The sequence below is a fragment of the Providencia sp. PROV130 genome (assembly GCF_028482225.1).
GTDB lineage: Bacteria > Pseudomonadota > Gammaproteobacteria > Enterobacterales > Enterobacteriaceae > Providencia > Providencia rettgeri.
This window is the reverse complement of the sequence record NZ_JAMPQC010000022.1, coordinates 89,936-102,671: the sequence shown is the minus strand read 5'-3', so window position 1 is coordinate 102,671 and position 12,736 is coordinate 89,936. Positions and strand designations below refer to the sequence as shown.

6 protein-coding genes are annotated in these 12,736 nt (G+C 41.2%); 1 reads left to right on the top strand and 5 read right to left on the bottom strand.

The features are described 5' to 3' along the window. Window positions 1–30: 30 nt before the first annotated feature. Window positions 31–1,440, bottom strand: coding sequence for an MFS transporter (locus PSF28_RS15535; protein ID WP_210835466.1), 1,410 nt, complete (start codon window positions 1,438–1,440; stop codon window positions 31–33). A gap of 74 nt (window positions 1,441–1,514) precedes the next feature. Here PSF28_RS15535 and PSF28_RS15530 point away from each other — a divergent pair, with 74 nt between their 5' ends. Beyond that, complete coding sequence (locus PSF28_RS15530) at window positions 1,515–2,177, top strand: helix-turn-helix transcriptional regulator (protein WP_210835465.1); 663 nt, start codon at window positions 1,515–1,517, stop codon at window positions 2,175–2,177. 37 nt (window positions 2,178–2,214) lie between these two features. Here the strand turns inward: PSF28_RS15530 and PSF28_RS15525 are convergent, their stop codons facing one another. The 4 genes from PSF28_RS15525 to PSF28_RS15510 all read right to left on the bottom strand — a co-directional run bounded on the left by PSF28_RS15525 (window position 2,215) and on the right by PSF28_RS15510 (window position 12,684). Then, the gene (locus tag PSF28_RS15525; protein ID WP_210835463.1) at window positions 2,215–4,722 is read right to left on the bottom strand and encodes a penicillin G acylase; all 2,508 of its coding nucleotides are present in this window, start codon (window positions 4,720–4,722) and stop codon (window positions 2,215–2,217) included. Between the two features lie 166 nt (window positions 4,723–4,888). Beyond that, a complete protein-coding gene (locus PSF28_RS15520; protein ID WP_210835461.1) occupies window positions 4,889–5,464 on the bottom strand; it encodes a rhomboid family intramembrane serine protease in 576 nt (191 codons plus the stop codon). Further along, the gene (locus PSF28_RS15515; RefSeq protein ID WP_272685309.1) at window positions 5,464–10,401 is read right to left on the bottom strand and encodes a DNA repair ATPase; all 4,938 of its coding nucleotides are present in this window, start codon (window positions 10,399–10,401) and stop codon (window positions 5,464–5,466) included. The genes PSF28_RS15520 and PSF28_RS15515 overlap by 1 nt, the downstream gene beginning before the upstream one ends. A gap of 81 nt (window positions 10,402–10,482) precedes the next feature. Next, the gene (locus PSF28_RS15510; protein WP_210835457.1) at window positions 10,483–12,684 is read right to left on the bottom strand and encodes a flotillin family protein; all 2,202 of its coding nucleotides are present in this window, start codon (window positions 12,682–12,684) and stop codon (window positions 10,483–10,485) included. Between the last annotated feature and the right edge of the window lie 52 nt (window positions 12,685–12,736).

The following is a 12,736-nucleotide window of genomic DNA, read 5'->3' as shown; positions in this document are numbered from 1 at the left end:
TGAAGGGAGCTTTTGCTCCCTTATACTTTTTTATCTTATTTTGCGGATTAATACGGTTGCGAGTAATGGACTAATTGCAAATAGAGCAAATAACCAGATTGAAGCTTGCTGTGCTCCCGCGATCCCTCCGGGGCTAATTAACCCGCTATTATTGACGACGACTCCCACTAAGGCGGCAGATAGCGCGGTTGCATACAATTGAATGGTAATAATTGAAGATGATGCGAGATTTTCCTCACCCTCTGGCGCATTCTTAAAAACACGTAGTACGAGATGAGGCCAACACACGCCAATTCCTAGACCAACCCCAGCCATGGCGATGAGATAAATAACGAATAATGGCCATGATTCGATAAGCTGTTGATTATGCGTTAGAACAGCAAGTACAATTAAAGAAATAAATATGATGACCGGGCCTGTTCGAATAATTCGGATAACAATAGCCCCTGTTTTATTGGCGCTAAAGAGTGCCCCAATGGTCCAACCCGCTGCCATTATTGCAGTTAAATAACCGGCTGTGAGCGGAGAAAACAGATGGATGGTTTGTAAGAAATAAGGGACATAAATTTCGGTTGTCATGCCACCAACTAACAAACACATGGTTAAAAATATGACGCCAAGGGGATTCTTGAGCGAATAGGCTCCTGTTGGTAATAAACGTTTGTCATTTTTACCATCGAGTAAAGCAATTGTCAGCAGTATGGCTAGGCCAATTAACAAACCAATAAGGTTCATGAATAAACTATCAGACAAACTTCCAATTGAGATAGCAAGAACGGATATCACTAACAGAGAAATCGCTAAGAATGGAATTTTACTGGTTTTTGGTGCTTGAGTTTGTTTTTTAGGGAGTTGATTGATGACAATAAGTGCTAGAAAAACCGCGACAGGCAATAAAGCCCAAAATGCCCAACGCCAGTGGCCACTTTCAGCAAAAATACCACCAATTGCTGGGCCACAGAGTGTTGCTATTCCCCACATACCTGAAACAACACCCATGGCTCGAGACCATAAGTTTTCGGTAAAAACAATGCGAATTAATGCATAGCTAAGAGCAAATAAAATACCGCCACCAAGTCCTTGTAATGCCCTCCCGCCTAGTAATACCAACATTGATGGGGAAGCTGCGCACCAAATAGACCCTAAAGAAAATAGAATAAGCGCAAATAAATAAGAAAATTTAGGCCCAAAACTGTCTAATACTTTACTAGAAAGGGCAGAACCGACAATGGATGTTGCCACAAATAAAGTGGTATTCCATGCGTAATACTCAAGACCGCCAATATCGTTAACGACACTGGGCAATATGGTTGTTACGATATAAATATTAATAGCATGTAGTGCAACACCGCCAGTTAAGGCAATAGTGAGTAATGCATTGGCGCCACTAAGTAAATCAGCCCACTTGGCTTGAGGTACGGTTGATGTTTCATTGCTCATAGAGAGACCCGCTAGACGGAATGGTGAAAAAAGAGGTATTATACAAGTAATAGCTTGGATAATAGAGTCGCATAATGATTAATGCAAGTAATTACTTTGATAATTTAAATCTAACACAGGCCGTGGATAAGGTTCTTTTTTGTATCAAAACGAAAGGGCCTATTTCTACCGCAGTGATCGCAAATGATTTAAATATGACAGGGGAAGCAGCAAGGCAACACATTCAAAAACTGACTTCGTTGGGGTTAGTTGAGGGTGCGCAGTGCTTATCGCAAACAGGGGCTGGGCGCCCTCGGCAAAATTGGGTGTTAACAGAACTAGGGCATCAACGTTTTCCGGATACTCACGCGCAACTTGCTCTTCAATTGATTGATTCTGTTCGGACTATTTTTGGTGATGAAGGTCTAGAAAAACTGATTATCCAAAGGGAAACAGAAAGCCGAGAAAAATATTTTGCTCGTTGTAAAAATTTACCGTTAGCTGAGCGGCTTGAGGCGTTGGCTGAAGTGCGTAGCGAAGAAGGGTATATGGCGAAGGTTGAACAAGATGATGACAGTTGGTTGTTTATCGAAAACCATTGTCCAATTTGTGCCGCAGCCACCGCTTGCCAAAATTTTTGTCGTTCGGAATTGGCATTGTTCAGTGATATTGTGGGTGATGATGCTAGCATTGAGCGTGAACAGTACTTATTAAATGGCGCAGGGCGTTGTGTCTATCGTGTAAAGGTTAATAACTAAATACCAAGACACCTTGGTATTTAGTTTAGTAATAGTATTATCTCTCGATCATCAATGTTTCAGTTGACTCTATATGTGGTGCTAGCTCTTCGTTATCAAGCCATAACGGTTTCTTACCAAATTGCTGATATAACGAGAGTTGGTCTTGGTAGTGAGGTGAAGGTTTTCCTTGTGGGGAAATAAAGCCACTTTGCCCTGGCGCAACAATGTCCCATGCACTCACCCCTTTTTCGGTAAACACAATTAGGTCGTTTTCAGTTCCCCGATTATGGTATTCATTTTGATGGAAATTTTCTTGAGGTAAGGCTTGTGGCACGCCAAAGAAATTATTTTCACGGAAGGTTAATGCTGTGGCGGGTGTTTGCCAATTAGCTGGGTTATCACCGTATTTTACTCTCATTTTTTGGTAGGTCGCATTCAGTGCTTTTTTAATTACATCATTTCGTGATTGCCCTGAAAATAAATCGATAGGCTGTGGTATTGGCGATTTATCTTCTAAGAGAGATTCATACAGTAATTTTGCGCCTGTACTGATATTTAACGACCCAGTAGGGCCTTCTTGTGTCGTTTCATAACCACTTGCTAGATACCATTTATCAAACGGTGCAGGGATCGTTTGGCCTAGGGTGGCTTTAAGCATTTCTTTTAACCAAATATCGAGGATTGCAGACCCTGGATGAACATAGTGTTTTCCATCATCTGATAACTGGTTTATACCATCCCACTGTTGGAGCAAGGAGACTAATTTGACGGTATTGTCATTTGACGGCAAACCTTGTGTTACTTGAGTTAAAAATGGGGTAAACAAGCGATGATTGAGGTCGACACGGCTAGTTTGCTGTAAAATCGTCCACATATCATCAGCTGTTAACTTATCATAGGCTTCAATGCGGTTATCGATTTCTGTCACTCTATCTGCACTTCCCCATAAGAAGGCAAATAAGTCGCTAGCGGGGTAATTTTTAGCTGGAGAGTTATTCCAGTTGGCGATGTAACCGGATTTGGGATTATAAACTTTAGGATTATTTGCAAAGGATTGCATCCCTTTCCAGTCCCATTCTCCCGTACCTGATACGGGTAAACGGGGGTCATGGTTAGCTTGGCGTTCAGGGTAGTGCCCGGTATGAGCATAACCAATATTTCCGTCTTTATCCGCATAATACCAATTAATCGTCAATGCTTGGTTTTGTGCTTGGTCTAGCCATTGCTGCCAGTTTTGCGCCTGTCCTTGTTTTACCCAAGCCATTAAGGATGTCAGCTCTTTGCCATCCCATGCGCGAGCTTTGCTGTATGCGGTGTGAGTGGTATTATCACGCTTGACCACATTACCATGCACAGTGCGGTATACTTCAAAAGTAATGGGTTTTTCACCTTTCACATTTAATGTCTCTTGGCGCGATAGCATTTGTTTCCACTGCCCTTGATGGAAGTAGCTATTTGGATATTCAGGTGAAATCTGTTCTGCAAAAATATCAACGCCGTCACCAAAACCAGCTGTAGAACCCCAAGAAATTTGCCCATTATGACCGAATAAAATAGCGGGATAAGCAAACGGTGTATTTCCAACAATATTAAACCCGGCTCCATGTAACCCTATACCGTATGTATAGGCAGGGTTAAACCAACCAAACTGTGGACCATTAAGTAAAATGGCTTTTGCGCCAGACGCTTTTGTTTTTCCAACAAGCCAAACATTACTGGTAGTTGGGTACCCTGCGAGGCCATTAGCACCGCTTTGTTCATATTGTTTAGCGATTAACGCATTATTTTCCTTGGAAGAAAGCGCTATTAATTTTCCTGTTGCATCTTTTGCCGTGCGTTCAAACATGGGAGCAGTAAGTCGGTAACCACTAATTTGATTCAATTGCGCTATATTTTTTGTTTTTTGTGAATTTGAATAGGTGAATTCTTCTGATGAGATTGTTGTCGGTGCATTGGGGTTATTAAGCCAATTAATTTGGTTAAAAAACGCCATTCCCATTTGTTCACCATACTTATCTTTAAGTGCAGTGAGTAATGCTAGATTATCAATTTCACTATTCATATCGGAAAAGCGGTTTGCCATTGTACCGACCATTATCATCGCAACATCAAAACTCGTCCATTGGGATGGTAAAAAATCATAATCAATGAACTGTTTAGGTATTAAGTCATCCGGTTTAGCATTGATTTGTTTAATCCATGCATTCATGCCATCCGCATAACCCTGCAAAATATCTTGTTCTTGAGGGGGCAATTGCGTGATTTGTTGGTGGATGGAATCAGGCCAATAGTTATTTCTGATTTCTTTATCAAAAGAAATGTAATCTTTACCTAACACTTCGGAAACTGTTCCTTGAGTACTGCGTTTAGCCATTTCCATTTGGAATAATCGGTCTTGTGCCACAGCATAGCCATACCCATAGAAAAGGCTATAAGTATCATTTGCATAGATGTGAGGAACACCATAGTTATCTCGTTCAATTTTAATTTGAATTGACTGAGAAAATGATGAGAGTGATAGTGAACTTAAAACAATAGCGGTAGAGATGAGGTGTTTTTTCATTTATTGAGTCTCATGTTGTTATTATTTTTTGAGACTAGCATTGTTGCATTGTTAATGAATAGTTAATTTATGGTTAATTGTTAATATATTAATCACGATCACAGAAAAGGATACATAAATTTAAATAAATTACAAAAAATGAGTCATAATGGTCTTGGGTACTATTTTAAGGTGAGTGATTGCTGTTTTTTTGATGGTAATGATGACTTAGCCATGCATAGATAACTCCAGCAATAGCCCCAGCTATATGAGACTCTGTTGAGATGTATAAGTGAGTAGGTAACAAGCCGCTGGCCATTGTGCCAAAATAAAAGAGTACCAATAGAGCGATAGCTATATCAACCCAGTTTCGACGGAAAAAACCTTGGGCGATGAGTAAGCCCCATAACCCAAAAACCCAACCACTGGCACCTATATGAATAGCATTACGACCTAACAACCAAACAGCAAAACCCCCAATAACGATAATAAATAGTGATGCAAGCAAATAGGCCTTAATAGTACGGTGTAATAATAGAGCACTTAGTATAATAAATGGGGGTAAATTACTGAATAAGTGCCCCCAATTACTATGGATAAATGGGGAGAAGAATATACCGATGAGCCCAGCCGTAGTGCGAGGTATAATTCCGAATGAAGTTAATCCTCCTACCATTAAGCTATTAATAAGCTGCACGACAATAAAAATTGCAACAATGCAGGCTAATAGCTTAATGCGAGGATACCCTTGTAAATAGTTCACTAGTGGTTACCCAGCGCTTGTACGCTTTCAACAAGCGACGCTAGCTGGCCAACAACGCGATCACCAATATCTGCATTATCTCCACCAAGAGCCTTATTACGCATAAAGTCTTTCTTAATTTGCTGCCAACGTGCTGCATCTTTTTCGGTAAGTGTTCCTCGTAACTCAGCCAGTTTGAGTAAGTTTTCTTCTGCGCCCGTTGTGAGCAGCTGTGCTTCACCTAGGTAGTGGTCATCTAGTACTCTTTCAAGTTCATCATCATTCATAACAGAAGAGACTTTTTCGCTGAGTTTATTCATATTACGGTAGCTACCTTGCAAGCGAAATGCGGGTTCTGTTCGGTATTTATCGGATTGCGCTGCGCTGGCGATATAGTGTTGGTTTACTTTCAATACAACATTCCGTAATTTGATTAATTTACTGATTACTGAAGTAATTTCATTAATTTCCGCATCAGAGTATGGGTAACTTAAGGTGTTGGTAGAGACTGATTTCCTCATTGATTTATCGACAAATAAGTACAGGTCGTTCAGGTCTCGTAATGCGAGAGGGGCTAATACTGGGTTTGATGTCAGGCTGTTTTCGATATAGCTAAGAGCAAATGCTTCATCCATACCCCCTAATACTTCACCAAGGTTATAAATATCGGCACGGTTTGCAAGCATGTCAGGAATTCGGAAAACTTCCCCTGACTCGGTATAGGGGTTACCCGCCATCACGACGCAGAATTTTTTACCCCGCATGTCATATGTTTTGGTTTTACCTTTCCAAACGCCTTCAATGCGCCTTGTCCCATCACATAAGGATATAAATTTTTGCAAAAACTCAGGATGGGTGTGTTGAATATCATCGATGTATAACATGACATTATTACCCATTTCTAAGGCGAGATTGAGTTTTTCTAATTCTTGTCTTGCTGTTGCATTAGGTGCTTGTTCAGGGTCAAGAGAGAGTACATCATGGCCAAGTGCAGGACCATTGATCTTCATAAAAATGAGCCCTAAACGGTCAGCGGCATATTCCATTAAGGTGGTTTTACCGTATCCGGGCGGCGAAATCATTAATAGCAGCCCCATGAGATCTGTGCGTTTACCTTCCCCTAAAGCGCCAATTTGCTTCGCCATGTTATCGCCAATGATAGGCAAATAGACGTCGTTTATTAGCTTGTTACGCACAAAAGAGCTTAATGGTTTTGCTTTATATTCATGCAGTTTTAAACGGCTACGTTCTTCAGTAACAATCTGTTGGCGCAGGGATTGATATTGACGAAATTCAGGAATAAAACGTTTCCGTTGTCCACGCATCCGACTGAAGTAGTTATCTAAGCTCAATGATAGAGTTTGGTTTTCAATGGTCGGGTGTTCGCCGAGTAACCCGTTAACTTTAAAGTAAAGATCAGCTTCACTAAAGCGTGCTGAAGCTACTTTATCTAAGATAATAATGGCAATAGCACCCGGTATGTATGGAACTAGATGAGCAAATTCAGGGGTTGAGCACAGTCCTTGTAACCAGTTTTGAACTAATGACCAGCGCTGGGCGTAACGAGTCCCTAAATTCTGTTGTGAGCGATTAAAATCAACCCACATATGAGCTTCTTCTAAGCGACTTTGGAGTGCTAAAACTAACTCCCTCGCGTATTTGCTATAGACGAGTTCTATCGGGGTTCTTGCTAGTATAAAACTAAGGTATTCAGCAGCCTGAGTTTGCTCATAGGCTTGGCATTGAATGGGATTATCTTGTAAAAACAAGCTAATTCCAGCTTCGATTTCAGCTTGTAGGTCAAGTAATGCATTGTCATTATGGAATAATTGATGAATATTCATGGCTGTTCTTGCACGTTCAGGCCATAGTGCAGGAAAATCGTCATTTTGAACTTGTTGCCAATAAATAGCTGCAATAGCGCGGGCAGTTGGGCTATATCGTAATAGATCAGCACTTTCACCGATTGGCAGTAGTTTTTTGAGTAAAGCAACAGCATCGTGGTCATGAATACCTTTTTCATAACCTTCTTTATAGCGTGGACTTGCAAAATCACGGACAATCTTTTCAAGTTTTTCCGTTGATGTTAACGCATTTTTTAGTATGCCAAAATCTAGCCCTTCTTGGCGTTTTGTTGCGGCATAGATAATTGAATAAGCAAGGTATTCGGCACGATAAACCGTATCAGATTCAGATTCTAATGAAGCGCTCCAATAAGGTTTGAGCTGTGATAGTTGTTCATTTTCTATTGGTTCTTGGAAATCAGTTCCTGTGAGATAAACCCATAGTTGTTCATTTTTCGGTAAAATGGTGAGGTCTAGCTCTTGGGTATTGACACTGAATCGGTGGCGCCCGAGTTTAATGACATTCCCACCATCTTCAAAAATATCTGTTTTATCGCGTAAAACTCGAATGGCTTGGTCTCGAGAGGATTTTAGGCGTGCGTCAATATCATCAGCTTTAACGTTATCGTTAATTTCCCTTAATTTTTCAATCAGTTCACGCGTTTTAATTGCGAGAGGGTCGGAAGCAAAGAAGGCATTGAGTTCATCTTGAGACTGTAAACGAGTTGTTCGTCGTTGCAGGCTGTCTAGTAGACGATCGGCAGCAATGACTAAATTTTGTGCACGTCGTTGGCGGTCATCAATAAGAACTTGTTTATGAGATTCAAAGGTTTCGAGTAATTCTTCCCGCTTAGCCAAGATATCATCAAGAAATTCATCATGACTGCTAAATTGGCTTTCGAGCTCTTCTAACTGAACGAGTAATCTTGATAGCTGATCATCACAACGTTCAGGGTCAGTAGCAAGAGAGAGTGCATTGGTAATGCCTTGGCTGAATAGCCGGAATTGAGCACCAAATTGTGCGACAGTTTCCACACTGCTTTGTGATTTTCGTTTTTGTTGTAAGCGGGCTCGGGATTGGTTCAGCTGAGCATAGATTTGCGAAATAGCATCAATAATATGAGTTTGTTGTGTGACATCATTGAAACTCAGTGAAGCCATTAGGTTTGAAAGCATATCTAAGTCAGCAGACATTTTTTCCATATCTTTCATGGGAATGTCTAGCTGGGCACTGTTTTGGGCTTTTTCTATTTGTTCTTCGAAAACAGTTAACTGTGTTTTAAAGGGGTGTAAAGCTTTATCACTAGCAAGGAAAACAGCGGTTTCTTGTGAGACATATTGTTGATTTTTCTCTATTTCAGCTTCCATTTCGCTAAGCTTTTTTAAATCCATATAGCGAAATTCACGTAGTGAAATCAAGTGCCCGCGTTGAGCACTTAGGGCATTTAAGCCATCAACAAATTGTTGAATATCGGCCCAGCTTTCAGGCAACGTAAGTGAAATCAGTGATTTTTGGCGGCTAATGGCTTCATTCATTGATTTGGCAGATTGCTGCCGTATGCTTTCGACTTTTTCGTATTCATCAAGAACGAGTTCACTGGTTTGGGTGATTTCTTTGAGCAATTTGCCAATACCAAGGCATTGCTCATCACTGAACCAGTAATAAAGATCCAGTAAATTTTTTGCTTGCTGGCTGAGTTGTTCATAGCGAGCAATAGAAATTTGGCTACCTTCTATTTCTTTGGAAACATGCAATATTTCAGAAATACCACGAACTAAATCTGCATTGCCTATACGCCCTAAAAAACCACTACGAGTCGGTTGTTGGTCGGCAAATTCTTCTGAGTAAAATGGGGTTTGCCAAACTTGCATGGGGTGAACGCGAGTCGCTTCTGCGCCTTCACCTTCAAATAGCACCATTTTTCCATCTTCAAGCATGGCGTAGCCATGGCCAATGAGTGGAATTGATAGTGTTCGTTCAATTAAATTATAATTGAATAGGGCTATGCGCCCTTGATTTGGCGAATAGAAAACATATAGAACATCCTCTCCATTCGGAGAACGACGCAAACGGCGAAAACGCATTCCATCCATAGGTTGTTCAAATGTTTTATAGTCACCATTTTGTAAGTAGTAACCACCAGGAAAAATAATACCGTGGTCTTCTGGTAATTGGATACAAGCTTGCCCGATGGCATCAATGCGTTGTACTGATTGAGATAGCGTGTTGTAAACTAAGTAACGCCAAGTTTCTTCCCGATAAGGTAATACTTTTAGGATAATTAAGCTGCCGGTTTGTGCATATTCAATTTGCGCGTCGTCTAGTGATTGGTTTTTATCAAGAACTGCTTCTCGGTAAATCCCTAAACCATCTTCAGTATTATTTTCACACTTTATGGTTAGATCACCGCCGATAGTTTCAATGAATACAGTGTCAAGAATATTGATGTGAGGGTATCGACCATTAACTGTGTCTTCTCGTGTGGTTTTTTGCCATTCAAAGTCATAGGCTGGTGGGAGGGCAATATCGCGTTCACCCCGGTTATCAATATACTCAATTTTGCGCTTGTCACTGGAGATTGACCAACGAAAAACTCGCACATCCGTGATGCGATCGCCAATTTGAAAACTAGCAAGAAGTTTGCCTTCCCGTTCAACAAGTTGCAGTAACTGTGTGTTCTTATAATAGGTATAGAGTTCAGTGAAGTCTTGAACAAAGCGATTATCGCTTAAGAAAGTATCTTCATAAGGGACAGCTTCAACATCAAATTCATCGTCGTTTTCAATTAACCGATATAGTGAAAACACATCTTCGAGGTGTGTTTCTTTTTTCAGGCCGAGGAAGACGTTATAGCCAAACAAAAGCCATTTGCCTACACGGACAATATCCCTTGCTTGGCAATTATTTTCAGTACGAATGCGAATGCGGCCAATTATATCCATTTGGCTTTGGCCGAATTCATCTAACCGCATTTCATTGAGTTGTGCAGCTTTTTGATGAAGTTGTTGCCCTTGGTCGGTCAGGCGTTTGCGTAATATTTCATAAGCACCACCTTCTGCAACGGCACTATCGAGTATTTCTTGTTCGCGATCCGTATCCTGAATATCTGACATTGCGCAGCGAATTCCCTTAACTAAGACAATAAAAATGAAAAACAATAAGGGGTAGGTTCACTACCCTAATGTGCTAAAGGTTTACAGTTGGCCATCCGTTGGTGGAATCGGTTTTGATATGACAGTTTTTGCTGGCTGATTAGCCCCTTTAGCTGCCATAAAACCGTTTATAAGATCTTGAACTTCAGGATTTTTCAATAATGCGGCAATATCAACTTTTTTGTCTTCTTTGCTACGATTAATGAGTTTTTCTACATTTTCTTTTGCAAAACTGCTTTTATCCATAAAACCATCAACGGCTTTGCCGAGGCTTAGTGCCTTAGAGAAAGTATTGAAGAAGCTACCATCACCGCCCACAATTTCAATGTTAGTTTTGCTAAGTGCTGCAGCCAATACATCAGCTTGCTCTCGGGCAATCTCTTTATTAGCATCAATAGATGCCATAGCTTGCTCGAACTCTTTCTCAAGGCGCATACGGAACTCTTCGTGAGAACGAGCGGTATCACTGAGGTGATCCATTGATTTAAATTTGTCAGTTAAACCATCAGCTTCAGCTTTCAGGCGTTGGCGGATAACCTCTGCTTGTGCTGAACCTAATTGGCCTTCCCCTCGAGCTTGTGCTGCCAGTTTTTCTTCCAGTACTTTCGCATCAGCCAAGCCTAGTTTTTCTTTGGCATTGGCTTGTTGTTCTTCACCGCGAGCTTGGGCTGCTAATTTTTCTTCAAGGATTTTTGCTTCAGCAAACCCTTGTTGTTGTTCTGCTTTGGCTTTAGCTTCCATTACTTGAGCTTCTGTTAAGCCTTTTTCTTTCAGCCCACGAGCTTCTGCTAACAGTTTCTCAGCCGTAATATTGGCAAGAACAAGCCCTTCTTTTTCTTCTGCCTCTGCGGTAGCTTGGCGAACTCGAGCTTCTGCTAAACCTAATGCCGCGTGTTCGGCTTCAACTCCTTCAGCTAAGCGTTTTTTGGCTTCAGCTTGTTTTGCCGATGCTTCTAACTCTGCTTGTGCCATGGTGCTTATTTCTTCTGCACGGTGCTTAGCACTGGCCTCATCCGCTTCGGCTTTTTTCACTTGGCGAACTAATGATTCTTCGGCTTCTGCTTGTGCGTTAATCACGGTGACTTGGCGCATGCGTTCAGCTTCAGATATTTCACGAACTTCTTTGATTCGTTCTTCTTCTTGTGCCACGGTTTTTTCGACGGCTACACGTTCACGTATAACATTGGAGATATTTTTGCGTTCTTCTTCGAGGGCTTTTTCTTTTTCTATACGCTGTAATTCAACTTCTCTTTCACGGGCAACAATTTCGAGCTCACGTGCGCGGCTCACTCGTTCTTCTTCGATGGCTACAGCTCGAGTACGGTTTTGTTGGGCGACTTCAACTTCGCGCATGCGGTTTTCTTCACGAATTTCAATTTCTTGCTGAGTTTGGATTCGAGCTTGTTCTGATTTTAGGCGCTCTTCTTCTTGAACACGTAAGGTTTCAGCTTGTTCGCGTGCGCGAATATTATCTATTTCACGTTTTTGGCGTGCTTCAGCATCGGCTTGTTGGCGTTCTAAAGCCAAGCTAGCCTCACGGGTTTCAACATTTTTCTTTTGAATAGCCAGCTCTTGGTCACGTTCTTTTTGGTTGGTTTCAATATTGTGAATCGCTGTAATTTCAGTAATTTTACGAATACCTTCGGAGTCAAAGATATTATTTGGGTCTAAGGCTGATTTTGGTGTTTGTTCTAGGTAGTCAATCGCCACATCTTCAAGTGCATAACCGTTAAGATCTTTTCCTATCACATCAACAATGCGATCACGGAAATCTTGTCGGTTTTCAAATAAGGTTGCTAAATCCAGTTGTTTACCTACTGTTTTTAAGGCTTCAGAGAACTTTGCGCTGAATAAAGCACTGACTGCTTGATGGTCTGATGCTCGGTCAACACCGATAGCTTTTGCAACTTTTAGGACATCTTCCGTCGTTTCGTTTACACGCAAATAGAAAGCAACCGTGATATCAGCACGTAAGTTATCGTGGCAAATCAAGCCATCTTTACCTCGACGGTCAACTTCAAGTGTTAACAATGAAATGCGCATGAATTCTTTTTTGTAGATGACAGGGTAAACTAATGCCCCTGTAAAATGCACTTTAGGCTGTGATGACATGTCATTGACAATCAAAGCAGTACCTTGTGGAACTTTGATATAGAAGGCTTTGAATAACCCAAAGAACCCTAAAATAACTAGGATGATCCCCCCGATAATTGTTAAAAAGGGCATTAGTGCAGCCAAGTCCATATTGATTCTCCATTGGTTCTGACGATGACGTCATTTCGATTATGCAAGCAAG

Excerpts from the sequence above, each read along its gene's own strand:
- PSF28_RS15535 (WP_210835466.1), bottom strand. The coding sequence starts at position 1,440 with ATGAGCAATGAAACATCAACCGTACCTCAAGCCAAGTGGGCTGATTTA.
- PSF28_RS15530 (WP_210835465.1), top strand. The coding sequence starts at position 1,515 with ATGATTAATGCAAGTAATTACTTTGATAATTTAAATCTAACACAGGCC.
- PSF28_RS15525 (WP_210835463.1), bottom strand. The coding sequence starts at position 4,722 with ATGAAAAAACACCTCATCTCTACCGCTATTGTTTTAAGTTCACTATCA.
- PSF28_RS15515 (WP_272685309.1), bottom strand. The coding sequence starts at position 10,401 with ATGTCAGATATTCAGGATACGGATCGCGAACAAGAAATACTCGATAGT.
- PSF28_RS15510 (WP_210835457.1), bottom strand. The coding sequence starts at position 12,684 with ATGGACTTGGCTGCACTAATGCCCTTTTTAACAATTATCGGGGGGATC.